The 23405-nt window shown below is 62.1% G+C and carries 21 protein-coding genes and 1 tRNA gene; 16 read left to right on the top strand and 6 right to left on the bottom strand.

Annotation, left to right across the window (positions count from 1 at the left end; translation table 11 throughout):
* Positions 1 to 98: 98 nt before the first annotated feature.
* From glpD to X742_RS147465, 9 genes are all read left to right on the top strand, one after another.
* Positions 99 to 1625, top strand: a complete 1527-nt coding sequence (gene glpD, locus X742_RS147425) for a glycerol-3-phosphate dehydrogenase (RefSeq protein WP_023773860.1) — start codon at positions 99 to 101, stop codon at positions 1623 to 1625.
* Positions 1626 to 1667: 42 nt separating this feature from the next.
* A complete protein-coding gene (locus tag X742_RS147430) occupies positions 1668 to 2747 on the top strand; it encodes an ABC transporter ATP-binding protein (RefSeq protein WP_023773859.1) in 1080 nt (359 codons plus the stop codon).
* 9 nt (positions 2748 to 2756) lie between these two features.
* On the top strand, positions 2757 to 3824 hold the full coding sequence (locus tag X742_RS147435; RefSeq protein ID WP_023773858.1) for an ABC transporter ATP-binding protein: 1068 nt from the start codon (positions 2757 to 2759) through the stop codon (positions 3822 to 3824).
* The gene (locus X742_RS147440; protein ID WP_015317735.1) at positions 3825 to 4691 is read left to right on the top strand and encodes a sugar ABC transporter permease; all 867 of its coding nucleotides are present in this window, start codon (positions 3825 to 3827) and stop codon (positions 4689 to 4691) included.
* Position 4692: 1 nt separating this feature from the next.
* Positions 4693 to 5610 carry a carbohydrate ABC transporter permease gene (locus X742_RS147445; RefSeq protein WP_023773857.1) on the top strand — a complete coding sequence of 306 codons (918 nt, stop codon included), beginning with the start codon at positions 4693 to 4695 and terminating at the stop codon, positions 5608 to 5610.
* Between the two features lies 1 nt (position 5611).
* On the top strand, positions 5612 to 5899 hold the full coding sequence (locus X742_RS147450) for a DUF2160 domain-containing protein (RefSeq protein WP_023773856.1): 288 nt from the start codon (positions 5612 to 5614) through the stop codon (positions 5897 to 5899).
* A 79-nt stretch (positions 5900 to 5978) separates the two neighbouring features.
* Positions 5979 to 7703: an ABC transporter substrate-binding protein gene (locus X742_RS147455; RefSeq protein WP_023773855.1), complete on the top strand. Its 1725-nt coding sequence runs from the start codon at positions 5979 to 5981 to the stop codon at positions 7701 to 7703.
* Positions 7704 to 7799: 96 nt separating this feature from the next.
* Positions 7800 to 9293, top strand: a complete 1494-nt coding sequence (gene glpK / locus X742_RS147460; protein WP_023773854.1) for a glycerol kinase GlpK — start codon at positions 7800 to 7802, stop codon at positions 9291 to 9293.
* A gap of 31 nt (positions 9294 to 9324) precedes the next feature.
* A complete protein-coding gene (locus tag X742_RS147465; protein ID WP_023773853.1) occupies positions 9325 to 9801 on the top strand; it encodes a DUF6882 domain-containing protein in 477 nt (158 codons plus the stop codon).
* Positions 9802 to 9907: 106 nt separating this feature from the next.
* Here the strand turns inward: X742_RS147465 and X742_RS147470 are convergent, their stop codons facing one another.
* Positions 9908 to 10378, bottom strand: a complete 471-nt coding sequence (locus tag X742_RS147470; RefSeq protein WP_023773852.1) for a BA14K family protein — start codon at positions 10376 to 10378, stop codon at positions 9908 to 9910.
* 252 nt (positions 10379 to 10630) lie between these two features.
* On the opposite strand from X742_RS147470, the gene X742_RS147475 reads away from it, so the two are divergent.
* Positions 10631 to 10706: transfer RNA gene (locus X742_RS147475), tRNA-Lys, on the top strand.
* Positions 10707 to 10759: 53 nt separating this feature from the next.
* Here X742_RS147475 and X742_RS1000000174890 read toward each other — a convergent pair.
* Positions 10760 to 11245, bottom strand: a complete 486-nt coding sequence (locus X742_RS1000000174890; RefSeq protein WP_023773851.1) for a hypothetical protein — start codon at positions 11243 to 11245, stop codon at positions 10760 to 10762.
* Between the two features lie 177 nt (positions 11246 to 11422).
* On the opposite strand from X742_RS1000000174890, the gene X742_RS147480 reads away from it, so the two are divergent.
* From X742_RS147480 to X742_RS147500, 5 genes are all read left to right on the top strand, one after another.
* On the top strand, positions 11423 to 12484 hold the full coding sequence (locus X742_RS147480) for a glycosyltransferase family 4 protein (protein WP_023773850.1): 1062 nt from the start codon (positions 11423 to 11425) through the stop codon (positions 12482 to 12484).
* A 45-nt stretch (positions 12485 to 12529) separates the two neighbouring features.
* Complete coding sequence (locus X742_RS147485; protein WP_023773849.1) at positions 12530 to 14692, top strand: amylo-alpha-1,6-glucosidase; 2163 nt, start codon at positions 12530 to 12532, stop codon at positions 14690 to 14692.
* A 106-nt stretch (positions 14693 to 14798) separates the two neighbouring features.
* Complete coding sequence (locus X742_RS147490) at positions 14799 to 16574, top strand: trehalose-6-phosphate synthase (RefSeq protein WP_023773848.1); 1776 nt, start codon at positions 14799 to 14801, stop codon at positions 16572 to 16574.
* On the top strand, positions 16574 to 17374 hold the full coding sequence (gene otsB / locus X742_RS147495) for a trehalose-phosphatase (RefSeq protein ID WP_023773847.1): 801 nt from the start codon (positions 16574 to 16576) through the stop codon (positions 17372 to 17374). Before X742_RS147490 ends, otsB begins: the two co-directional genes overlap by 1 nt.
* Entirely contained in the window at positions 17374 to 17586 is a 213-nt protein-coding gene (locus X742_RS147500) for a hypothetical protein (protein WP_023773846.1), read from the top strand. Before otsB ends, X742_RS147500 begins: the two co-directional genes overlap by 1 nt.
* Before the next feature lie 6 nt (positions 17587 to 17592).
* Here X742_RS147500 and dprA read toward each other — a convergent pair whose 3' ends face one another.
* From dprA to X742_RS147520, 4 genes are all read right to left on the bottom strand, one after another.
* The gene (dprA, locus tag X742_RS147505) at positions 17593 to 18726 is read right to left on the bottom strand and encodes a DNA-processing protein DprA (protein ID WP_023773845.1); all 1134 of its coding nucleotides are present in this window, start codon (positions 18724 to 18726) and stop codon (positions 17593 to 17595) included.
* Positions 18723 to 19202 carry a glycerol-3-phosphate acyltransferase gene (locus X742_RS147510; RefSeq protein ID WP_023773844.1) on the bottom strand — a complete coding sequence of 160 codons (480 nt, stop codon included), beginning with the start codon at positions 19200 to 19202 and terminating at the stop codon, positions 18723 to 18725. Before X742_RS147510 ends, dprA begins: the two co-directional genes overlap by 4 nt.
* Positions 19203 to 19255: 53 nt before the next feature.
* The gene (locus X742_RS147515; protein ID WP_023773843.1) at positions 19256 to 20542 is read right to left on the bottom strand and encodes a dihydroorotase; all 1287 of its coding nucleotides are present in this window, start codon (positions 20540 to 20542) and stop codon (positions 19256 to 19258) included.
* Positions 20539 to 21504 (bottom strand): aspartate carbamoyltransferase catalytic subunit, encoded by a 966-nt coding sequence (locus X742_RS147520; protein WP_023773842.1) that lies wholly within the window; start codon positions 21502 to 21504, stop codon positions 20539 to 20541. Before X742_RS147520 ends, X742_RS147515 begins: the two co-directional genes overlap by 4 nt.
* Before the next feature lie 216 nt (positions 21505 to 21720).
* Between X742_RS147520 and X742_RS147525 the strand changes: the two genes are divergently transcribed.
* Positions 21721 to 23349 (top strand): DNA alkylation response protein, encoded by a 1629-nt coding sequence (locus X742_RS147525; protein ID WP_023773841.1) that lies wholly within the window; start codon positions 21721 to 21723, stop codon positions 23347 to 23349.
* Positions 23350 to 23405 lie beyond the last annotated feature (56 nt).

Raw genomic sequence — 23405 nt, 5'->3', positions numbered from 1 at the left:
CGATATTTCGTTTGACATTCGTTATGAGTTCGAAATAATCCCTCCACGGTTTCGCATAAGAGCAAAAATGGTGCAATGCGAAATCGTGGAGGAGTTAGGTGGACACATCTTCAGTCCAGGACATTTTCGTCATAGGCGGCGGCATCAACGGCTGCGGCATCGCCCGTGATGCCGTGGGACGCGGGTTCTCGGTCTTTCTCGCCGAAATGAACGATCTCGCCAGCGGAACCTCATCCGGTTCGACCAAGCTGATACATGGCGGGTTGCGCTATCTCGAATTTTATGAATTCCGCCTGGTGCGCGAGGCGCTGATGGAGCGTGAGGTTCTGTGGAAGAACGCTCCGCACATAATCTGGCCGATGCGCTTCGTGCTGCCCTATGCCAAGGGTCTGCGCCCGGCCTGGCTGATCCGGCTCGGCCTTTTCCTCTACGACCACATCGGCGGGCGCAAGTTGCTGCCAGCGACCAGGACGCTCGACATGGCAAGCGATCCGGCAGGTAAGCCTTTGAAGCCGCTGTTCAAAAAGGCTTTCGAATATTCGGATGGCTGGGTCAACGATGCGCGGCTGGTGGCGCTGAATGCACGTGACGCCGCTGACCGGGGCGCAACGATCCGCACTCGCACCCAAGTGGTTGGAGCGCGCCGCGAGGGCGGAATCTGGGCGATAAAGATCGAGGACCTGCAGACCGGCGAGACCGAAGAGGTCAAGGCACGGTTGCTGGTCAATGCGGCGGGTCCATGGGTCGACCACGTGCTGTCCGGCGTTGTTGGCCTCAACGACGTGCACAATGTCCGCCTCGTGCAGGGCAGCCACATCGTTATCGCCAAGAAGTTCGACGACCCGCGCGCCTATTTCTTCCAGAACAAGGATGGTCGCATCATCTTCGCCATCCCCTACGAGGACGAGTTCACGCTGATCGGTACCACCGACCAGGACTATCCCGGCGATCCGCATGATGTGAAGATCAGCGACACCGAGATCGACTATCTCTGTGCCGCGGCCAGCGAATATTTCGCGGTTCCCGTCAAGCGTTCCGACATCGTCTGGACCTATTCGGCCGTGCGTCCGCTCTACGACGACGGCGCCTCCAAGGCGCAGGAAGCGACACGTGACTATGTGCTGAAGGCGGATGGCGGCGAGGGCGCCGCGCCGCTGGTCAACGCGTTTGGCGGCAAGATCACCACCTACCGCCGGCTGTCGGAATCGATGCTGGAGAAGATCGAAGGTTTTCTCGGCAAGCGCGGCAAGCCGTGGACATCAGATGCGCCGCTGCCGGGCGGCGATTTTCCTGCCACGGGTTTCGATGCGCAGGTGGCGAAGCTGAAAAGCGCCTATCCTTTCCTCGACCAGCGCTTGGCGCGCCGGCTGACGAGACTCTACGGCACGCGCGCGCAGATGCTGCTTGGCTTGGCCAAGTCGATTGCCGATCTCGGCCGCAATTTCGGTGGCGATCTCCACGAGGCCGAGGTGCGCTATCTCGTTGAAAACGAATGGGCTGTCACGGCGGAAGACGTGCTGTGGCGGCGGACCAAGCGCGGCCTGCATCTTAACCGCGAGCAGGTCGCGGCACTCGATGAATTCATGCGCGGCATAAGCCGGCAGCACGTCGCGGCCGCCGAATGAAGAGGGTTTTGAGCTGATGCGGAAAGCCTGGGAGGAGGCGTCATGCTGGAACTGAGGAACGTCACCAAGACGGTCGGTGCGGTCGAGCACATCCGGGACGTGTCGCTGACGCTTCAGCACGGCTCGCTCAACGTTTTGCTTGGGCCCACGCTTTCGGGCAAGACCAGCCTGATGCGGCTGATGGCCGGCCTCGATGTGCCGACCTCCGGCTCGGTCTGGTTCGACGGCCGGAATGTCACCGGCACGCCTGTGCAGAAGCGCAAGATTGCCATGGTCTACCAGCAGTTCATCAATTATCCGGCGATGACGGTCTATGACAACATCGCCTCACCCCTCAAGGTGGCCGGCGTCGAGCAGGGCAAGATCGACAGCCAGGTGCGCGAAGCGGCGGCACTCCTCAAACTGACCCCTTATCTCGACCGCACGCCGCTCAGTCTGTCGGGCGGGCAGCAGCAGCGCACCGCGCTGGCGCGCGCCATCGTCAAGAATGCCAGCCTTGTGCTGCTCGACGAACCGCTTGCAAATCTCGACTACAAATTACGCGAGGAGTTGCGAGCCGAACTGCCGAGGATATTTGCGGCCGCCGGCACCATCTTCGTCTATGCCACCACCGAGCCGCATGAGGCCCTGCTGCTCGGCGGCAATACGGCAACACTGTCGGAAGGCCGCATCACCCAGTTCGGGCCGACCATCGACGTATTCCGCAAACCGGTCGACCTGGTGACGGCGAGGACCTTCGCCGATCCGCCGCTCAACACCATCGTGCTGGCCAAGAAGGGGGCGGATTTTCTGCTTGAGGGCGGCGTCAAGCTGCCGGTGCCCGCTGACCTCGTCGGCATCGCCGATGCGAACTATACGGTCGGCTTCCAGCCGCACCACCTTTCGCTCGACCGGCCCGATGCCTCCGCGGTGCCGGTGCGGGCGAAGGTCACCATCACGGAAATCACCGGATCCGAAAGCTTCATCCATCTCGACTTTGCCGATGTGCGCTGGGTGATGTTGACCCACGGCATCAGGGATTTCGAGACAGACGCGGTGGTCGAAGTGTTCATCGATCCGCGTCACATCATGGTCTTCGACGAGCACGACCGCGCCGTGACCGCGGCGAAGCTGGCGGCGTAGGAGGACGATATGGCGCGTATCGACGTCAACCATGTCAGGCATTCCTATCTGCCGAACCCGCGCAAGGATGCCGATTTCGCGCTGCGCGAAGTGCATCACACTTTCGAGGATGGTGGTGCCTATGCGCTGCTCGGACCGTCCGGCTGCGGCAAGACCACGCTGCTCAACATCATTTCGGGCCTGCTGCATCCCTCGCACGGCCAGTTGCTGTTCAACGGCAGGGACGTGACCAATCTGTCGACGCAGGAACGCAATATCGCGCAGGTTTTCCAGTTCCCGGTGATCTACGACACCATGACCGTCTACGACAATCTGGCGTTCCCGCTGCGCAATCGCGGCGTGCCGGAGGCAGATGTCGACCGCAAGGTTCGCGAGACGCTGGACATGATCGACCTCGCTTCCTGGGCGAACAAGAAGGCCAGGGGCCTGACCGCCGACCAGAAGCAGAAGATCTCGCTCGGCCGTGGGCTGGTGCGCTCGGACGTGAACGCCATCCTGTTCGACGAACCGCTGACCGTCATCGACCCGCACATGAAATGGGTGCTGCGCTCGCAATTGAAACAGCTGCATCGCCGCTTCGGCTACACGATGGTCTATGTCACGCACGACCAGACCGAGGCGCTGACCTTCGCCGACCAGGTCGTGGTCATGTATGATGGCGGCATCGTGCAGATCGGCACGCCGGCAGAGCTGTTCGAGCGGCCGCGCCATACTTTTGTCGGTTATTTCATCGGCTCGCCGGGCATGAACGTCATGCCTGTGGCGATCGACGGCAAGACGGCGACCCTCGGCTCGCAGCGTATCGAACTGCCGGGCGCGCCGAAGGCGGCCCCCGGCGCCGTCGAGCTTGGCATCCGTCCGGAATATGTTCGACTCGGCCGCGACGGCATGGCTGTTTCAATCACCAAGGTCGAGGATGTCGGCCGCCACAAGGTGGTGCGCGCCAAGCTGGAGGGCCGGGAGATCGCGGCGGTGATCGGCGAGGACGAGACGGTGCCGGCCGAACCGAAGGTGCGGTTCGATCCGGCCGGCATCAACATCTATGCCGATTCCTGGCGTGTCGAGATGGGGGCATAGATGGACAAGACCTGGAACAACAAGGCCTGGTTCCTCGTGCTGCCGGTGCTGGTGCTGGTGGCCTTCACCGCCGTCATCCCGCTGATGACGGTCGTGAACTATTCGGTGCAGGACACGTTCGGCAACAATGTCTTCACCTGGGCCGGCACCGAATGGTTCGAGGAACTGCTTTCATCCAGCCGCTTCTGGGAAGCGATGGTCCGCAACCTGATCTTTTCCTTCATCATCCTGGCAATAGAGGTGCCGCTCGGCATTTTCATCGCGCTCAACATGCCGAAGAAGGGCTGGGGCGTGCCGGTCTGCCTGGTGCTGATGTCGCTGCCGCTGCTGATCCCGTGGAACGTTGTCGGCACCATCTGGCAGGTGTTCGGTCGCAACGACATCGGGCTGTTGGGCTATTACCTCAATGCGCTCGGCATCGACTACAATTACGTGCAGGATCCGTTCGATGCCTGGGTGACCATCATCGTCATGGATGTCTGGCACTGGACCAGCCTTGTCGTGCTGCTCTGCTACGCCGGCCTGGTCTCGATCCCCGATGCCTTCTACCAGGCGGCAAAGATCGACGGGGCCTCGCGCTGGGCGGTATTCCGCTACATCCAGCTGCCGAAAATGCAGCGCGTGCTTTTGATCGCCGTGCTGCTGCGCTTCATGGACAGTTTCATGATCTACACCGAACCGTTCGTCGTCACCGGCGGCGGGCCGGGCAACTCGACGACCTTCCTGTCGATCGACCTCGTCAAGACGGCGCTCGGCCAATTCGACCTTGGCCCGGCGGCCGCCATGTCGCTGGTCTACTTCCTCATCATCCTGTTGTTGTCATGGGTGTTCTACACCGTGATGACCAATTACGACGCGGAGCGCTGAAATGGCTGGCGCCAATGAACGAACCGAGCGCAATGTGATGAACCGGACCGCCTCGGAAAGTCTGGCCGGTACGCTGTCGCAGAGCGATCTCGACAGGCGCATGCGCCGGCGCGGCGAGGAATCACGCTGGTGGTGGATCGTGCCGACGCTCTACATCATCGTACTTTTGCTGCCGATCTACTGGCTCATCAATATGAGCTTCAAGACCAATGCCGAGATCGTCAACTCGATGACGCTCTACCCGCACACACCGACAATCGCCAACTACGTCACCATCTTCACCGAGAAGGCCTGGTACTCCGGCTACATCAACTCGATCACCTATGTTGTCATGAACATGGTGATTTCGGTATCGGTGGCGCTGCCGGCGGCCTATGCCTTTTCGCGCTACCGCTTCCTTGGCGACAAGCATCTGTTCTTCTGGCTGCTGACCAACCGCATGGCGCCGCCGGCGGTGTTCGCACTGCCGTTCTTCCAACTCTACTCGGCCTTCGGGCTGATCGACACGCATATCGCGGTGGCGCTGGCGCATTGCCTGTTCAACGTTCCGCTGGCGGTGTGGATTCTCGAGGGCTTCATGTCGGGCGTGCCGAAGGAGATCGACGAGACCGCCTACATCGACGGCTATTCCTTCCCGCGCTTCTTCGTAAAGATCTTCATGCCGCTGATCGCGAGCGGCATCGGTGTGGCCTGCTTCTTCTGCTTCATGTTCTCGTGGGTCGAATTGCTGATCGCACGCACGCTGACCACCACCGACGCCAAGCCGATCGCCGCCACCATGACGCGTACGGTATCGGCCTCGGGCATGGATTGGGGCCTGCTCGCCGCCGCCGGCGTGCTGACGCTGATCCCCGGCGCGCTCGTCATCTGGTTCGTGCGAAATTATATCGCCAAGGGCTTTGCCCTGGGGAGGGTGTAACATGAACCTCGACTTCTCCTGGATGGCATGGACCTGGCCGACGGCCGCGTTCTTCACCGTCATAGCGCTGCTTTTGCTTGGCATGGGCGTCTGGGAATACGCCTCGCCGGGCGGCAATCCGCGCGTCGGCATCCTGCGCTTCGAGACGACGCGCGGCGATCGTCTTTTCCTGTCGCTGCTCGGCAGCGCCTTTATCCATCTCGCTTGGCTGGGTCTAGTCGGACCCAACCTGTGGTGGGCTCTCGCTCTCTCCGTGGTCTACGCCATCGGCGTGTTCCGCTACGTATAGAGGGGGAAACTGTTGGAGCGGTCGCGTGCCGGTGGCCGCTCCAGATCGTACTTGAAACATTTTAACTGTGGAGGAACACATGCGACGGCAATTTTTAACATCGACGACGGCCCTTGTCCTATTGCTCGGGGCCGGTAATGCCTATGCCGGGATGGATGAAGCAAAAGCCTTTCTCGACAAGGAGATAGGCCCGCTCTCGACGCTTTCCCGCGCCGACCAGGAAAAGCAAATGCAGTGGTTCATCGACGCGGCCAAGCCCTTCGCCGGCATGGAAATCAAAGTCGTGTCTGAAACCTTGACCACCCACCAGTACGAGTCTCAGGTGCTGGCGCCGGCCTTTACCGCCATCACCGGCATCAAGGTCACGCATGACGTCATTCAGGAAGGCGACGTCGTCGAGAAGATCCAGACCCAGATGCAAACCGGCCAGAACATCTATGACGGCTGGGTCAACGATTCCGATCTGATCGGCACCCACTGGCGTTACCAGCAGGTGCGCAACCTGACCGACTGGATGGCGGGCGAAGGCAAGGACGTTACCGATCCGATGCTCGACGTCGACGATTTCGTCGGCACGAAGTTCACCACCGCGCCAGACAAGAAGCTCTACCAACTGCCCGACCAGCAGTTCGCGAACCTCTACTGGTTCCGCTACGACTGGTTCAACGATGAGAAGAACAAGGCCGATTTCAAGGCCAAGTACGGCTACGATCTCGGCGTGCCGGTCAACTGGTCGGCCTATGAGGACATCGCCGAATTCTTCACTGGCCGCGACGTCAACGGCAAGAAAGTCTATGGCCACATGGACTACGGCAAGAAGGATCCGTCGCTCGGCTGGCGGTTCACCGACGCCTGGCTGTCGATGGCCGGCAATGGCGACAAGGGCCTGCCGAACGGCGTGCCGGTCGACGAATGGGGTATCAAGGTCGATGCGAATTCACGGCCTGTCGGCTCGTGCACCGCGCGCGGCGGCGACACCAATGGACCAGCATCGGTTTATGCCATCCAGAAGTATCTCGATTGGCTGAAGGCCTATGCGCCGCCGGAAGCCCAGGGCATGACCTTCTCCGAGTCCGGCCCCGTGCCCTCGCAAGGCAATGTCGCCCAGCAGATCTTCTGGTACACAGCGTTCACCGCCGACATGGTCAAGCCCGGCCTGCCGGTCATGAACGACGACGGTACGCCGAAGTGGCGCATGGCGCCGTCTCCGCACGGCTCCTACTGGAAGGACGGCATGAAGCTCGGCTATCAGGACGTCGGCTCCTGGACTCTGATGAAGTCGACGCCGACCGACCGCGCCAAGGCCGCCTGGCTTTATGCCCAGTTCGTCACCTCGAAGACCGTCGATGTGAAGAAGAGTCAGGTTGGCCTGACCTTCATTCGCGACTCCACCATCCATGACAAGAGCTTCACCGAACGTGCGCCGAAGCTCGGCGGTCTGATCGAGTTCTATCGCTCGCCGGCCCGTGTGCAGTGGACGCCGACCGGTACCAACGTGCCGGACTATCCGAAGCTGGCGCAGCTCTGGTGGCAGAACATCGGTGACGCATCGTCTGGTGCCAAGACACCGCAGGAAGCCATGGATTCGCTCTGCGCCGATCAGGAAAAAGTGATGGCACGTATCGAGAAATCCGGTGTCCAGGGCGACATCGGACCGAAGATGGCCGAGGAGCATGACCTTGCCTACTGGAACGCCGATGCGGTCAAGGGCGGCAATCTGGCGCCTCAGCTGAAGCTCGAGAAGGAGAAGGACAAGCCGATCACCGTCAACTACGACGAGCTGGTGAAGAGCTGGCAGAAGTAAATTCTGGTGCTGGCGTTCGCGCCGGCGTCATAATGATCGGGGAGGCGGCATCTTGCCGTCTCCCCTGTTCGTATAAGCTGCTTACCGGGAGGGAGAATGACCGGATATATCCTTGCGATCGACCAGGGTACGACATCGAGCCGGGCGATCCTGTTCGACAGCTCGATGAAGGTCGCGGGCAGCGGGCAGAAGGAATTCACCCAGCACTATCCGGCCTCAGGCTGGGTTGAACACGATCCGGAGGAGATCTGGTCGAGCGTCGTTGAGACTGTGAAGGCCGCGCTGAAGAATGCCCGCCGCGACGCTTCGGATGTGGCTGCGATCGGCATCACCAACCAGCGCGAGACGGTCGTCATCTGGGACAAAGTGACCGGCAAACCGATCCACAACGCCATTGTCTGGCAGGACCGCCGCACCGCACCCCTATGCCAGAAGCTCAGGAAGCAGGGGCTCGAGAAGAAATTCACCCGCAAGACCGGCTTGCTGCTCGATCCCTATTTCTCCGGCACCAAGATCGCCTGGATGCTGGACAAGGTGAAGGGCGCGAGGAAGCGTGCCGAGAGGGGCGAGCTGCTCGCCGGCACCATCGACAGCTTTTTGATCTGGCGGCTGACCGGTGGCAAGGTCCACGCCACCGATGCCACCAACGCTTCGCGCACGCTGGTCTACAACATCGCGGAGAATGCCTGGGACGAGGAGCTGCTGGCCATCCTGCGTATCCCCGCCGCGATACTGCCCGAAGTCAAGGATTGCGCCGATGATTATGGAACCACTGAGAAAAACCTGTTTGGGGCCGAAATCAGAATCCTCGGCGTTGCCGGAGACCAGCATGCAGCAACGATTGGCCAGGCCTGTTTCGAACCGGGCATGATGAAATCGACCTATGGCACCGGCTGTTTTGCGCTGCTCAACACCGGCAGCGACCTAGTGCGGTCGAAGAACCGGCTCTTGGCCACCATTGCCTATCGGCTGAATGGCAAGACCACCTATGCGCTGGAAGGCTCGATCTTCATCGCTGGGGCTGCCGTGCAATGGCTGCGCGACGGCATCAAGGTGATTGGCAAGGCCGAGCAGAGCGGCAAGCTGGCGGCGGAGGCCGATCCGACGCAAAACGTCTATCTGGTGCCGGCCTTTGTCGGGCTTGGTGCGCCGCACTGGGACGCGGACGCGAGAGGGGCGATTTTCGGTCTGACGCGCAATTCCGGCCCGGCCGAGTTTGCCCGTGCGGCTTTGGAATCCGTTGCCTACCAGACCCGCGACCTGCTCGACGCCATGCACAAGGATTGGAAGGGCGCCAAGGCAAAGACGGTGCTCAGGGTTGATGGCGGCATGGTGGCATCGGACTGGACCATGCAGCGCCTGGCCGACATTCTCGACGCGCCGGTCGACCGGCCGACAATTCTGGAGACGACCGCGCTGGGGGCGGCGTGGCTCGCTGGTTCGAAGGCGGGCGTATGGCCGAAGATCGGGGAGTTCGCGAAAAGCTGGGCGCTTGAGCGACGGTTCAAGCCGCAGATGGACGCCTCCGTGCGCACCGCCAAGCTTGCTGGGTGGCGCGATGCTGTGCGCAGGACGCTGAGCATGCCATAACACGAGCGCGACTCGGTGAGGAGGAGGGGACATGCAGCCGGACTGGTATCCCGCATGGCGTGACGATGCTTTCAAACAGCTCGTCGCCAAGAATGCCCAGTTGGAGAAAGATTTCCGCCTCGGCAACTGGCCACGCTATGATTACGATCTGACGGCCGGAAAGCTGCTCTTCTCGGAGCAAGGGATCGTCAAGGTGGTCACGGAGGTTCAGGTTGCAGGCTCGACGAGCGGCAAGGCCGGCTACTGGCTTTGGGCCTGGGCCAATTCGAATATGCCTGGTGAACTGCTTGAGGATGCAAAACGCGTTCGATCCTTCGGAGAGGACAACGGCATCGACGAACTTGCTCACCCTTATGTAACGGATGCCGGCGATGATCTTGAAGCGCTCGGTTGGGAATTGGCCGGGACTATGGTTCGAGTTTGCGAGGCCCTCGGCGCCTATCGTTCCCCGCGGGGTGCAGGTGGAGGGCTCTATCTGATCTTGAAAAGCATAAAGTGGGCTAGCTGATGCAGGGCCTTCGGTTCGCTGTGTACGAGTTCAAAAAAAATGCATCGCAAAAAGCCCGCGCTTTGCGGCGCGGGCTTCAAAGGATCGGCGAATTCCGCCAACCAGATCAGTAAGGCGAACGGCACTCCCGACGAGGACCATTGTTCGGCTGGAAGGTGTTGTCGGAAGCGCGGTAGCTCCGATAATGATCGTAGCACCACTGAACGTGCGAATTGCCTTCATAGACGCGGTTGTTCTCGTTGTTGACAATCGCGCCGGTGATCAGCGCGCCAGTCGCGAAGGCGGCCAGCGGGAACCAGTAGTCGCCATGACGGCGATAGCCGCGGCGATATTCACGATAGCCGCGATGGCCATTCCAATACATGTCACCGTTGCGGCTGAAGCTTCGATTGCGCGAGAAATTGCGATCGAAAGAGCGGTTTCTCCTCCACTCCCGGTACTGCACCGTCTGAACATCCGGCGTTGCCGCCTGGGAGAGTGGCACATAGTTGGGCTGGGCGTTGACCGGCACCACCTCCGCCGCGACGAATGTGGCCGAAAGGGTGGCGGCAAGCAGGCCTGTCGTAATTCTATTCATTGGTATTCTCCTCGAGGGTTTGCGAACGTCCCTTTGGCGAAAAACGATAGTGCGTCCGATTTGTTCCCCCTGCTGGCCTCCATGGCCGGACTGAACCAAAACCGCCGGGCTGCTCGCCAGAACCGGGGAACAAGCAAGGGGCAGCGATTTAGGGCAGAGAGCGGATTTGAGACCCATCTTTTCCGGTTGACCGGTCGCGGCACTCTCCCTATGTTCCGCGCAATTTCGAGGGCGGCCTTTTCGAGCCCCCGGGAGCGCGTAGCTCAGCCGGTAGAGCAACTGACTTTTAATCAGTAGGTCATGGGTTCGAATCCCATCGCGCTCACCATTGTCAAATGACATGCCAGCGCTTTGATTTGCCTGTGCGGGTGCAACGACTGCTCAGACGCCCCGTGACAGGTGCACGTCCAAAACGGCGGCTTTCTTAGCAACCAAACCTTCCAGATCCGCGTCGGATCGCTTGGTTCCGGTCCGTTCGCGCAGCAACGAGATCACCGCGCTCATCGAAAGCTGGGCCGTGCGATCGCTCAGGATAGCGTCCACCGCGCCGGCAACATCCGGGGTCTCCTTCGGTGCTCGCATAATCGGTTCCTTTCTGTTCAGGTCGGCCTCGGCGCCGTTGGCCGGTCCCCGCACGCCACGGTCGAAGATAACGGCCAAGCCGTTTTTCACGGCGAGGGCGGCGACCATGTCGTCGAGGTCGTGATCGGAAAACGCTGGCTCCGAAGGATCGGGCCTCAGGGTTCTGCGGATCACTCGGGCAGCCTGGTCCGTCGACACAAAGCCAAAATGCCGTTTTCTGGCCTCGACATATTGCTCGATGATCATGCTCAGACGCCGGGCTGCGATATTCCTGGGTTCCTGCATCTGGGCCTCCTTCGACTGCCGCAAGCGCAAGGTCGACAGCACCAAAAGGAAATAGGGCGGCGGATCTACTCAAACAGGGGACGGATCGATCATTCGACGCATCTTGCGCTGATATAGGAACGATACGGGCCCTGATGCATTTTGCCTCTATGACCAGCTCATTGAGGGACGCCGGACATGAAGATTGCCCATGTCGCACCACTCTACGAATCGGTGCCGCCACGACTTTACGGGGGTACCGAGCGTATCATCTCATATCTTACCGAAGCTCTCGTCGATCTCGGCCACGAGGTGACGTTGTTTGCCAGCGGCGACACGAAGAGCTCCGCCAAACTGGTGCCATGCCGCGAAAGGGCGCTTCGTCTCGATCCGCGTCCGCTGAAGTCGGAGATTGCTGCGCATTTGTCGATGCTCGACGAAGTGCGCAAACGGGCCGACGACTTCGACGTCGTGCATTTCCATCTGAGCCATTTCCTGCATTTCCCGTTTTTCCGTGATATGCCGCAGCGCACGGTGACGACGCCGCATGGCAGGCTGGATTACGCGGACCTCGCGCAGGCCTATGACCGGTTCCCGCGGTTCCCGATGATTTCCATATCCCGCAGCCAGCGGGCGCGGTTCGCATCCGCGAACTGGCTGGCGACGATCCATCACGGGCTGCCGCTTGACCTTTATGAGGCCGATTTCGAGGCCGGTTCGGACGGTACCTACCTTGCTTTTCTCGGCAGAATGTCACGCGACAAGCGGCCGGACCGGGCAATCGAGATTGCCCGCCGAACCGGCCTGAAACTGAAGCTCGCCGCCAAGGTCGGCGATGGCGACCGCGCTTATTTCGAGGAAGTCGTGCAGCCGCTGATCGATGGCGACAGGGTCGAGTATGTCGGCGAGATTGGCGAGGACCAGAAGGCCCGGTTTCTGGGCAATGCGGCCGCCTTGCTGTTTCCCATCGACTGGCCAGAACCCTTCGGGCTTGCGGTGATCGAGGCCATGGCGTGCGGAACCCCGGTCATGGCTTGGAGTTGCGGCGCCATGCCCGAGATCATCGATCATGGGGTCACCGGCTTTGTCGTCGAAACCATCGAAGATGCCGTCGCCTCGATGCCGGCTCTCCTGCAACTCGACAGGCGACGAATAAGAACGGCCTTCGAAAGGCGGTTTTCGGCCAACAGAATGGCCAGGGATTACGTCGAGGCTTATTCACGGCTGACCAGCGGCCACGAAGAGAGCAGGGCCTCGTAGATCTTCAACCCGTTCGGAAACCAGCACGGGACAATCTTCTTGACCATTACCCAACTCGACGAGCGCAAGCTCGATCCTGCGATAGCACTGGCTTCCCTGGACGAAACCGCGCCCAGGGAGCCGCATCGGCTTTACGCGCTCAAGCATGGCGATTGCTTTGCCGTCGCCGACGCCTACGGCGACATACGCGGCGCCGGCGACGGCTTCTTCCGCGACGACACGCGCGTGCTCTCCGAATTTCGCCTGACGGTTGGCGGACGATCGCTGTCGCTGCTTGGCGCATCGCTCAGCCAGGACAACGTCCTGTTCACCAGCAACCTGACCAATCTGCCGATCGAGAGCGCCGCGGGCCGCCAGATCCCGCAGGGCGCGATCCATATCGAGCGGGTCAGGCTTCTGTGGCAGGAGAGGCTATATGAACGCATCACGCTCTCGAATTATAGCCGGGAGCATTCGACGGTCTTGGTATCACTGCGCTTTGGTGTCGATTTTCGCGACATGTTCGAAGTCCGGGGCTCGACCCGCTCCAAGCGTGGCACCGCGCACACGGCCGAGATGGATCAGAGTTCGGTCGTGCACCGCTACGAAGGGCTGGACAAGGTCGTGCGGACATCGGCCATTTCGTTTTCACAGCCGCCGGATCACCTGACCTCCGAGCGGGCGGATTTCTTCATTGCTGTCACCAAGCGCAGCCGCCAGACGCTGTACGTAGAGGTGGGAAGCAAGACAGCGGCCCGCCCGCAAACTGATCGGTTCCGGTCCGCCGCGGCGCGCGCCCGTTTCGGCATGCGCGCCAAGCGCCGGCATGGGGCAACGCTGCACAGTTCAGGCCGCGTCTTTAATGATTGGATGGAACGGGCGCGTGCCGATGTGGCGTTGCTCACCACGGAACTGGCGACCGGGCCTTACCCCTATGCCGGGATCCCGTGGTTCTCCACCGCCTTCGGCCGCGACGGCGTGATTTCAGCTCTGCAGATGCTTTGGCTCAATCCTGGCCTGGCTCGCGGCGTGCTTGCCTTTCTCGCCCAGCACCAGGCGACCGAGACCTCTTCCTTCAGCGATTCCGAGCCCGGCAAGATCATGCACGAGACCCGCAAGGGCGAGATGGCGGCGCTGAGCGAGTTGCCGTTCGGCCGCTACTATGGCGGCGTCGATACGACGCCGCTCTACATCCATCTCGCCTGCGCCTATGCGGACCGCACGGGAGACACGGCTTTCATCGATGGGCTTTGGCCATCGCTGTGCGCCGCCGCCGAGTGGATCGAGACAGCGAGCCGTTCGACAGGGTTTCTTACCTATCAGCGCGCCGCGGAATCCGGCCTTGCCAACCAGGGATGGAAGGACAGCTTCGATTCCGTCTTCCATGCCGACGGCCGCATTCCGAAAGGGCCGATCGCGCTGGTCGAGGTGCAGGGTTACGTCTTTGCGGCATTCCGGGGATTGGCAAAGCTGGCGCGGCTGCGCGGCGAAGAGGAGCGGGCGGAGAATTGGGAGCTGCGCGCCGATGCCATTCGCCAACAAGTCGAACGCCATTTCTGGATCGAAGAGCTTGGCTACTATGCGCTGGCGATCGATGGCGATGGCCAACCCTGCAAGGTGCGCACGTCAAATGCGGGTCACCTGCTCTATGTCGGCCTTCCCAATCCGGATCGCGCCCGCATGGTCGCCGACCAGCTGCTGTCGGCTTCGTTCCATTCGGGCTGGGGGCTGAGAACGTTGGCGGACGACGCGATCTTCTTCAATCCGATGTCCTATCATAACGGCTCGATCTGGCCGCACGACACCGCGATCTGCGCTGCTGGGCTAGCACGATACGGCATCCGCGACAGCGTGGTGCGGTTGATGAGCGGGACCTTCGAATCCGCGGTTCATTTCAACATGCGGCTACCCGAACTGTTCTGCGGGTTCACGCGCTCGGCCGGCGAAGCGCCGATTGCCTATCCGGTGGCTTGCCTGCCGCAGGCCTGGTCCGCGGGCTCCGCCTTCATGCTCATGCAGGCCTGTCTCGGCCTACAGATCGACGGTTGGACGAACGAAATTCACGTGACCCGGCCGCACTTGCCGATCGGCATCGACAATCTTGTCATTCGCCATCTCTCGGTTGGACATGTGGCCGTGGACCTGACGTTTCAGCGCGTGGGGGATCGTGTCGGCGCCTTCCTCGCGGATGCGCATGAAGGGTTGGTGCCACTGGTGGTCAAGAGTTGAAAAATCGGAACCATCATGTGTGCTGAACGTTGGATCACCACGCCAAGGATGCTGGAGTTCCTGTCGGTGGACCTTCCGTATCGCATTGAAAGGTAATCAGTTCGAAATGCCCGACAACAGTTCGTACCTGGTCGTCCCCTCGGCCGCACTGTGGCTCCTCATTCTCGTAATTGTCGGTATCTTAAGCCTCACGCTCGCGGTGGTGCTGTCACGGGCGCGCCGGGCCGGAAACGGCAAGCTCGCCCGTCTGGAAGCAGGATCCGTTCGCAGTCCATTGCCGGAGTTCGAAAAGAACGGGCAATCCGCAGCCGCCGCGCTCGTCCAATGGTCGCCGGAAACGTTGCGTCACATTCTGGCGAAGGAACTTCCCGATGCGCAGGTGATCGTGGTGTCAAATCGCGAACCCTACATCCATAACCGCGACGGCGACGACATCCAGCTGGTCGTGCCCGCCAGCGGGCTGGTCTCCGCCCTGGAGCCGATCACGCGCGCCTGTGCGGGCACATGGATCGCCTATGGCGGCGGTTCGGCCGATACGCTGGTGGTCGATGAAAACGACCGCATTGCAGTGCCGCCGGAAAACCCTTCCTATACGTTGCGCCGTGTCTGGCTGAGCGAGGAAGAACAGCAAGGCTATTATCTCGGCTTTGCCAATGAGGGGCTTTGGCCGCTGTGCCACATAGCCTTCACCCGACCGATATTCCGTGCCTCCGACTGGGAGGCCTACGAGGCGGTCAACCGCAAATTCGCCGACACCGTCGTCGCGGAGGCACGCAATGAGCGGCCCATCGTGCTGGTCCAGGACTACCATTTCGCGCTGTTGCCGCGGATGATCCGGGAGCGACTGCCGGAAGCGATCATCATTACCTTCTGGCACATCCCTTGGCCGAATTCGGAGGTGTTCAGCATCTGCCCATGGCGCGAGAAGATCCTCGAAGGATTGCTGGGCAGTTCGATCGTCGGCTTCCACACCCAGTTCCATTGCAACAACTTCATCGATAGCGTCGACCGCTTCCTGGAGAGCAGGATCGAGCGCGAGGATTCCGCCATCTCCTACGGCGGCCAGATCAGCCTGGTTCACGCGTATCCGATTTCAATCGAATGGGAGCCGGCGCGACAGGCCCAACTGCCCGACGTGGCGGAATGCCGGCGGCATGTTCGTGAAAAATTCGGGCTGGCGGACGATGTCAGGCTGTGTGTCGGGGTCGAACGTCTCGACTACACCAAGGGTATCCTCGATCGCTTTACCGCACTCGACGAACTGCTGAGGCTCCATCCGGAATGGATTGGCAAGGTCGCCTTCCTGCAGATCGCGGCCCCCAGCCGCGGCACCTTACCCGCATACCAACAGTTGCACGACGAGTGTCTGCGTCAAGCCGAGGATCTCAACCGGCGCTATGGCCGCGACGGCTACACTCCCGTCCTGATGGTCACGGAACATCATTCGCAGGAACAGGTCTACGAAATCTACCGGGCCGCCGACGTTTGCATGGTCACGAGCCTGCATGACGGCATGAACCTGGTGGCCAAGGAATTCGTCGCGGCGCGCGATGACGAACAAGGGGTCCTGCTGCTCAGCATGTTCGCCGGCGCCTCCAAGGAACTGCTGGAAGCGCTGATCGTCAATCCGTACGACGCCACAATGATGGGCGACGCCCTGCTGCAGGCTTTGACGATGTCGCCGGACGAGCAGCGGCAGCGCATGCAAAGGATGCGTGAGGTCGTTCGCGACAACAATGTCTACCGGTGGGCAGGCAGCATGCTTCTCGATGCCGCGCGCCTGCGCAAACGCGTTGCGGTCGATCGCGCCGTCGGCGCAGCCCCGACGTCGTCCGGCAACGTGATCTCGCTACTCGATCGCAGACGGGTGGCGGCGCTGTGATGTCGCTTTTGCCAAAACTCCCCGTGCCTGAGCTCCCGACAGGGCCGTGGGCCTTATTCCTGGACATTGACGGCACGCTTCTCGAACATGCCGCGCATCCCGATGCGGTGGTTGTCGGCGATGAATTGCGTACGCTGCTGGCGAGGCTTGAATTGCAATTGGATGGAGCTCTGGCGTTCATCACGGGACGATCGATCGCCGCGGTCGATCATCTTTTCCAGCCGCTCAGATTGCGCGCCGCCGGGCTGTATGGGCTTGAGCACAGGCTCACCCGTGATGGCCCGGTCGAGGCGGCGGGAGAGCCGGCCGACATTGCGGCACTCGCCGAGGAAATCGAAGCGGAGCTGGGCAGTTCGGACGTCTATATCGAGCGCAAGGGACCGATCCTGGCAGTCCACACGCGCGCGGCACCGCAACTGTTGCAGCGCGCGACGCAACTGGTCGAACAGGCGTTGGGCAGGTTGCCTACGGGATATCGGGTGCTGGCCGGCAATGCCGGCGTTGAATTGATGCCGCTGGACGCAGCAAAGGGAGCGGCCATCAGGCGCTTTCTGGATCTGCCGGCGTTCGAGGGGCGGCGGCCGGTGTTTCTTGGCGACGACACATCCGACGAAAATGGTTTCGAGGCCGTCAATGAGATTGACGGCATGTCGATCCGCATCAAACCGCACGGACCGACAGCGGCGCGCCATGTGCTTGCCGACGTCGGTGAGGCCTTGGCTTGGCTGGGTGCGGTGTGCAAGCGGAATTTAGATGGATCGACCGGTCTGGTCGACCCCTTGCACCGAAGGAGTCCGTGATGACCCAATTCACCAGTCTCATCTTGGAGATCATGCCTGCTTGGCTACGCCGGCGGTCGCTCCCGAATACGCACGAGAGCCAGCAGAGTTTCGATCCGTCGCGCCCGCAGGACGCGGACGAGGTCTGGCGCCAGTTTGTTCAAAAGGATTTCTTAGGCGCCAACATGCAGGATCACGACGAGACCGGAGATAAAAAGACCGGCCGCCATTAAGGGCGGTTAGCCTTCCCCCAAAACAAGCGACACATTTCCACCCGCGTGACGCTCGAGGCGGCCGGCGAGGTCGAGTTCAAGCAGCACCATGAAGACCTGGGCAGGGTGCAGGCCGGTGTGGCGGATGATCTCGTCGACCGGCACCGGTGTCGGCCCCAGCGCCTCGATCACCTGGGTTCGGTCGCTCTCGCCTGGTGGCGGTGTGGCCGAAAAGTCGGGTGGGTCCTCAAACGGCGGCAGATCAGGCGCTCGCATGCCGGTCAGCGGAAGGATCGCCCTGGAAATATCCGAAGCTTCGGTGACCAGCGTGGCGCCGTCCTTGAGCAGACCGTTGGTACCGGCCGCGCGCGGATCGAGCGGGGAGCCGGGTACCGCAAAGACCAGCCGGCCCATCTCGCCGGCAAGCCTGGCGCTGATCAGCGAGCCTGAGCGCTGCGCTGCCTCGACCACCACCAGCCCAAGAGCCGCGCCCGCCACAAGGCGGTTGCGGCGCGGGAAGTCCTGGGCACGCGGCTGCCAGCCGAACGGCATTTCCGAGATGACGGCGCCACGCTCCGCAATGTCATCGCACAGACCGGCATTTTCGGGCGGGTAGGGCAGGTCGAGCCCACCTGCGAGCACGCCGACCGTACCGGTCAAGAGACTGCCCTGATGCGCCGCCGTGTCGATGCCACGTGCGAGGCCGGAGACGATGCCGTAGCCGTCTCGTCCGAGATCGGCTGCCAGCATGCGCGCCATCTTGATTCCGGCAAGCGATGCGTTGCGCGCGCCGACAATCGCAACACCCGGCAACCGGAAGACCGCGGCATTGCCCCTGACCGCCAGCAGCGGCGGCGGATTGTCCATGCTGCGCAACAGGGGCGGATAGTCTGCCTCGCCGATACCGACAAAGCGTGCTCCAACTCGCCGCGCGGCCTCCATCTCGGCCTCGGCCTCGGCAAGGGAAGGGATGCGCACGATCCGGTTGGCGCCGCCGGAAATCATCAGTTCCGGCAGCATTTCCAACGCGACTTCGGCCGAACCGAAACGGTTGATCAGGTCGCGAAAGGAGGCCGGGCCGACATTCTGGGTGCGGATTAGCCGCAGCCAACTCAGCCGCTGGCGATCGGTGAGACGCGGCCCGGCGGCCGGTTCGCTCATCCCTTGGCTCCGATCTTGCCTTCGGTTCCGGCAATCAGCCGCGAAATGTTTTCTCGGTGCTTGATGAAGACAATGATGCTCATCACCACGAACAGAATGGCTATCCGCGGCATGCTCAGGAAATAAAGCGCGATCGGCACCACCACGGCAGTTGCCAGCGCCGCCAGCGATGAGTAGCGGAAGAGGAAAGCCATCACCAACCATACGACAGCGAAGATCAATGCGACTTGCCAGGCAAGGCCGACCAGCACGCCGAGATAAGTGGCGACGCCCTTGCCACCCTTGAAGCCGAGCCATGCCGGGAACAGGTGACCCAGAAAGGCGCCGAGACCTGCCCAGATCGCGGNGGCGCCGATATTGCCTGAACCGATCTTGCGCACATCGCCAAGGCCGGCCGCGCGGGTAAGTAGCAGGCCGAATGGTATCGAGCCCAGCAGATAGCCGAATACCAGCGCTAGGATTGGGCTGTAAGTCATTGTTCCCCCCGCGTTCCCCCAACCATGCCTGATGTCGCATGGCTACCGCCGGCTCAGGCAGAAAATACTGTGCGGCCCGCCACCAGCGTTTGCAAGACCTTGCCTTGCAGCCGCGCGCCTTCGAAGCAGGTGTTTTTCGAGCGCGAGCGGATACCGCTTTCACTGACTATCCAGGGTTCATCGAGGTCGACAAGTGCAAGATCGGCGACGGCGCCTGGCTTCAGCGTGCCGCCGGCCAATCCAAACAGCCTCGCTGGCGCGGTGGACAAGGTTTCGATGAGCCTGAGCAGGGGCACGTCGCCATTGTGGTAGAGGCGCAGGGCGGCGCCCAGCAGGGTCTCGAGGCCAATGGCACCGGCCGCGGCGTCGGCGAAGGGCAGGCGCTTGGTATCGACATCCTGCGGATCGTGCGAGGAGACGATGACATCGACCGTTCCGTCCTTGACCGCGTCGATCATCGCCAGCCGGTCTTCCTCCGCCCGCAGCGGCGGCGTCAGGCGGAAGAAGGTGCGGTACTCGCCGACGTCGTTTTCATTTAGCGACAGATTGTGGATCGACACGCCCGATGTCACTGCAGCGCCGTCGGCCTTCGCACGCGCCACGGCGCTTGCCGCCATTGCCGTCGAGATCTTCGCGGCGTGGTACGAACCTTGCGTCAGGCGCGCTAGCGCGAGGTCACGCTCGAGCGGGATGGATTCGGCCTCTCGCGGAATGCCGGAGAGGCCGAGCCAACTGGCATACAGGCCTTCGTTCATGACGCCCGACGACCCAAGATCGGCATCCTGCGTTTCATGGACGATGGTGGCGCCGAAATCGCGCGCATAGGTTAGCGCGCGACGCATCACCAGCGCGCTCGATATGGTATGCCTGCCATCGGTGAAGGCGACCGCACCCGCCTCGCGCAGCAGGCCGAACTCCGTCATTTCGCGCCCGTGGAGGCCCTTGGTGATGGCGGCGGCGGGAAAAATATTGACGACGGCCGTGTCCTTGGCGGTGCGCAGCACGAATTCGACCAGCGCCACATTGTCGATCACCGGATCGGTGTCTGGCATCATCACGATGGACGTGACGCCGCCGGCCGCCGCGGCGACACTTGCCGAAGCGATGGTTTCGCGATGTTCGCCGCCGGGCTCGCCGATGAAGACCCGACCATCGATCAGGCCGGGGATGATCGCCTTGCCAGCGCAGTCGATCGCCGTAGCGCCGTCGGGGACGCCCTGGTTCAGCGCCGCCTTGCCCGCGGCAACGATTTTCCTGCCTTCGACTATGACGGAGCCGACTTCATCAAGGCCACGTGACGGGTCGACGATGCGGGCGCGTTCAAAGACCGCGATGCTCATGCGCCGCGGCCTTCTTGATTACGGCGGGGATCGAGCAGCGCTTCCATAACCGCCATGCGCACGGCGACGCCCATTTCCACCTGCTCCTGGATGACGCTTTGCGGGCCGTCGGCGATTTCGGACGCGATCTCGACGCCGCGGTTCATCGGGCCAGGATGCATGACAAGCGCGTCATCCTTGGCGGCCTTCAGTTTCTCGGCGTCCAGACCAAAATAACGGAAATATTCGCGCACCGACGGCACGAAGGCTCCTTCCATGCGCTCGCGCTGCAAGCGCAACATCATCACCACATCCGCGTCCTTCAGGCCTTCCGCCATCGAACGGCAGACGATCACGCCCATTCTGTCGATGCCCGAGGGCAACAGCGTCGAGGGCGCCACCACCCGTATTTGTGCGCCGAGTGCGTTGAGCAGCATGATGTTGGAGCGTGCCACACGCGAATGCAGGATGTCGCCGCAGATGGCCACGATCAGCTTCGACAGCGCACCCTTGGCGCGGCGGATGGTGAGCGCGTCGAGCAGCGCCTGTGTCGGGTGTTCATGGGCGCCGTCGCCGGCATTGACCACCGAGCAGCCGACCTTCTGCGCCAGGAGCGCCGCCGCGCCCGCCGACTGATGGCGGATGATCAATATGTCGGGCCGCATGGCGTTGAGTGTCATCGCGGTGTCGATGAGCGTCTCGCCCTTCTTTACCGAGGAACTCGCCACCGACATGTTCATGACATCGGCGCCAAGCCGCTTTCCGGCCAGTTCAAACGAGGATTGCGTGCGGGTCGACGCTTCGTAGAAGAGATTGATCTGGGTGCGGCCGCGCAGCGTCGAGGTCTTTTTCTCGGACTGGCGCGAGATCGCGACCGCCCGATCCGCCCTGTCGAGCAAAAGCTCGATGTCGGCGGGCGAAAGATCGCTGATGCCCAGAAGATGGCGGTGAGGGTAGAGTGGCAGGGACGAAGCGTCGGTCATCTCAAGGGGCTGCTATAGGGTGCGGATTTCGCGCCCGCAAGCACCCGCTTTGGATTGACGCCGTTCTCCTCGATTTTTTCGTGTAGATAGCCGATTGAATCGGCCGGTATTTTCATCGCGCGCGCAGCAACGCTTGGCTATACCTAAGCCGACGGCCCCGGATTCGAGGCCTTCCGACAAAGGGCCTTTCCAGAAAATTGGCTAGAAGGATTGGGCGTGACCGACGACGTAACGAATCAGCCGCCGCCGCTGACGGGCGGCAACGCCTGGCGAGGCGATCCGTTGCTGATCCAACTTGCCGAGCGCTTTTCCGATCCGGTGCGCAAGGATCTCGACGGGCTCGGCCGTTTCGTGCTGACGCAAGAAGCGCAGGAGCTGGCGCGCCTCGCCAATGTCGAGACGCCGAAACTCAGGACGCATGATCGTCAGGGACGGCGCATCGACCTGGTCGAATTCCATCCCGCCTATCACGCCTTGATGCGCCGCTCGGTGGCCAACGGGCTGCATTCCTCTGTCTGGGAAAATGGCGACGCCGAGATCGGCCGCCGCCATCAGGTACGGGCCGCCCGTTTTTACCTGACGGCGGAACTCGAAACCGGGCATCTCTGCCCTATCACCATGACCAGCGCCTCGCTGGCGGCATTGATGGCAAGCCCAAAACTGTTTCGCGAATGGGCACCGCGCGTGACGACGCGCAAATACGACCAGAGCCAGAAGCCGCCGGTCGAGAAGACCGGACTGACGCTCGGTATGGGCATGACCGAGAAACAGGGCGGCACCGATGTGCGTGCCAATGTGACCCGGGCGGAACGCGTCGGCAACGGCTTCTACCGCCTGACGGGACATAAATGGTTCATGTCGGCGCCGATGTCGGATGCCTTCCTGGTGCTGGCACAGGCTCCGGAGGGACTGTCTTGCTTCCTGGTGCCGCGCGTGCTCGGCGACGGGTCTGGCAATGGCTTTCGCTTCCAGCGGCTGAAGGACAAGCTCGGCAATCGCTCGAACGCGTCTTCCGAGGTTGAATTCGTCAACGCCATCGGGGAGATGATCGGCGAACCCGGCGCCGGCGTCAAAACGATCATGGACATGGTGACGCTGACCCGGCTCGACTGCGCGGTGGCGTCTTCGGCGATCATGCGGGCGGGGCTGGCCGAAGCGATCCATCATGCCCGCCATCGCCAGGTGTTCGGTTCGACCTTGATCGAGCAGCCGTTGATGCAGCGCGTGCTGGCCGACATGGCGCTCGATGTTGCCGCGGCGACCGCCCTGTCGTTCCGGCTGGCGCGTTCCTTCGACGAGGCGGCGAGCGATCGCGGCGAGGCGGCGTTCGCCCGCGCCATGACGCCGGTCGTCAAATACTGGGTCTGCAAGATCGCGCCGCCGCTGCTTTACGAGGCGATGGAGTGCATTGGCGGCAATGGCTATGTCGAGGAAGCTCCGCTCGCCCGTTATTACCGCGAAGCGCCTGTCAACGCGATCTGGGAAGGATCGGGCAATGTCATGGCGCTCGACGTGCTGCGCGTGCTTGGCCGCGCGCCGGGGCTTTTCGAAGAGGTATTGACCGGTATCGACCGCGACCTCGGCGCCGGCGGGCGCGGCACGATCGGCGTCCTGAAGGCGGCCATGCAGGTCGCTTCGACCGACGAGGGCTCGGCCCGGCTGCTGACGGAACAGCTTGCGCTCTCCGCGGCGGCCGCCGAGTTGCGTCGACTCGGGGCAGGGCGGATCGCCGATGCTTTCGTCGAGACGCGGCTCGCGGGCCAGTGGCGCAATACTTACGGCATGCTCGATTCGCGCCATGACGCGCGCATGATCATCGATACGCTCTATCCGCCGGTGAATTGACGGAGACGCCATTCATGTTCGAGGGCGTTGCCGGAATCCCCAGTGACCCCGTCGTC

The sequence above is a fragment of the Mesorhizobium sp. LNHC229A00 genome (genome assembly GCF_000502415.1).
Lineage (GTDB): Bacteria > Pseudomonadota > Alphaproteobacteria > Rhizobiales > Rhizobiaceae > Mesorhizobium.
The sequence above is the reverse complement of the archived record's forward strand: the minus strand, read 5'-3'. Positions and strand labels throughout refer to the sequence as shown.

Excerpts from the sequence above, each read along its gene's own strand:
- X742_RS147480 (WP_023773850.1), top strand. The coding sequence starts at position 11,423 with ATGAAGATTGCCCATGTCGCACCACTCTACGAATCGGTGCCGCCACGA.
- X742_RS147490 (WP_023773848.1), top strand. The coding sequence starts at position 14,799 with ATGCCCGACAACAGTTCGTACCTGGTCGTCCCCTCGGCCGCACTGTGG.
- X742_RS147440 (WP_015317735.1), top strand. The coding sequence starts at position 3,825 with ATGGACAAGACCTGGAACAACAAGGCCTGGTTCCTCGTGCTGCCGGTG.
- X742_RS147465 (WP_023773853.1), top strand. The coding sequence starts at position 9,325 with ATGCAGCCGGACTGGTATCCCGCATGGCGTGACGATGCTTTCAAACAG.
- X742_RS147430 (WP_023773859.1), top strand. The coding sequence starts at position 1,668 with ATGCTGGAACTGAGGAACGTCACCAAGACGGTCGGTGCGGTCGAGCAC.
- dprA (WP_023773845.1), bottom strand. The coding sequence starts at position 18,726 with ATGAGCGAACCGGCCGCCGGGCCGCGTCTCACCGATCGCCAGCGGCTG.
- glpK (WP_023773854.1), top strand. The coding sequence starts at position 7,800 with ATGACCGGATATATCCTTGCGATCGACCAGGGTACGACATCGAGCCGG.
- X742_RS147515 (WP_023773843.1), bottom strand. The coding sequence starts at position 20,542 with ATGAGCATCGCGGTCTTTGAACGCGCCCGCATCGTCGACCCGTCACGT.
- X742_RS147470 (WP_023773852.1), bottom strand. The coding sequence starts at position 10,378 with ATGAATAGAATTACGACAGGCCTGCTTGCCGCCACCCTTTCGGCCACA.
- otsB (WP_023773847.1), top strand. The coding sequence starts at position 16,574 with ATGTCGCTTTTGCCAAAACTCCCCGTGCCTGAGCTCCCGACAGGGCCG.
- X742_RS147445 (WP_023773857.1), top strand. The coding sequence starts at position 4,693 with ATGGCTGGCGCCAATGAACGAACCGAGCGCAATGTGATGAACCGGACC.
- X742_RS147455 (WP_023773855.1), top strand. The coding sequence starts at position 5,979 with ATGCGACGGCAATTTTTAACATCGACGACGGCCCTTGTCCTATTGCTC.
- X742_RS1000000174890 (WP_023773851.1), bottom strand. The coding sequence starts at position 11,245 with ATGCAGGAACCCAGGAATATCGCAGCCCGGCGTCTGAGCATGATCATC.
- X742_RS147520 (WP_023773842.1), bottom strand. The coding sequence starts at position 21,504 with ATGACCGACGCTTCGTCCCTGCCACTCTACCCTCACCGCCATCTTCTG.
- X742_RS147450 (WP_023773856.1), top strand. The coding sequence starts at position 5,612 with ATGAACCTCGACTTCTCCTGGATGGCATGGACCTGGCCGACGGCCGCG.
- X742_RS147500 (WP_023773846.1), top strand. The coding sequence starts at position 17,374 with ATGACCCAATTCACCAGTCTCATCTTGGAGATCATGCCTGCTTGGCTA.
- X742_RS147435 (WP_023773858.1), top strand. The coding sequence starts at position 2,757 with ATGGCGCGTATCGACGTCAACCATGTCAGGCATTCCTATCTGCCGAAC.